The organism is Pseudoroseomonas cervicalis ATCC 49957 (assembly GCF_000164635.1).
Lineage (GTDB): Bacteria > Pseudomonadota > Alphaproteobacteria > Acetobacterales > Acetobacteraceae > Pseudoroseomonas > Pseudoroseomonas cervicalis.
The window spans coordinates 1-722 of sequence record NZ_GG771163.1 but is presented as its reverse complement, the minus strand read 5'-3'; the positions used below and the strand labels follow the sequence as shown (position 1 = coordinate 722).

General features: G+C 77.6%; 2 pseudogenes. Both read right to left on the bottom strand.

Annotation, left to right across the window (positions count from 1 at the left end):
* Nucleotides 1-505, bottom strand: a pseudogene (locus HMPREF0731_RS22360) (ABC transporter ATP-binding protein); the annotation flags it as partial.
* Nucleotides 502-722: pseudogene (locus tag HMPREF0731_RS22355) on the bottom strand (thiol reductant ABC exporter subunit CydD); the annotation flags it as partial. The pseudogenes HMPREF0731_RS22355 and HMPREF0731_RS22360, both read right to left, overlap by 4 nt.

Genomic DNA, 722 nt, shown 5'->3' with positions numbered 1-722 from the left:
CCAGCGCCGGATGCAGCAGGCCGAGCGCCAGGCCGCTGCCCAGCGCCACCGCCAGCAGCCCGGCCAGCGGCACCAGGATGCGCAGATACAGCCCGTCCAGCGCATCGACATCGGCGGTCAGGCGGAACAGCAGCCGGGCGGGGCGGGCCAGCAGGCTGCGCGCGGCGCCGGGCGCGGCCCAGCCGCGGAACAGCCGCTCGCGCAGCGCCGCCAGCACGGCCAGCGTCGCGTCATGCGTCACCAGCCGCTCGCCATAGCGGCCGCCGGTGCGCAGCAGCGCGAGCGCGCGGATGCCGGCGCCGGGGCGGAACACGTCGAAGCCGATGGCGCCGGTGGCCGACAGCCCGGCGATCGCCGTCGCGGTGATGAACCAGCCCGACAGGCCGAGCAGCGCGACGGCCGCCAGCAGCGTCAGGCCCGCGAGCGCCGCGCCCAGCAGCAGCCGGCCGCGCTGGGCGCGCCAGAACAGGGAAAGGACGGGGCGGAAGGCGGCGAAGCCGGTCATAGCGTGATCACCCGGTCCATGCGCGCGGCCAGCGCGGGGTCGTGGGTTGCCAGCAGCAGGGTGCGGCCCTGGCACAGCGCCAGCAGCGTCTCGGTCAGGGAGGCCGCCGTGGCGGCGTCCAGATGCGCGGTGGGCTCATCGGCCAGCACCAGCGTCGCGGCAGGGTCGGCGAGCGCGCGGGCCAGCGCCAGGCGCAGCGCCTCGCCGCCCGACAGGC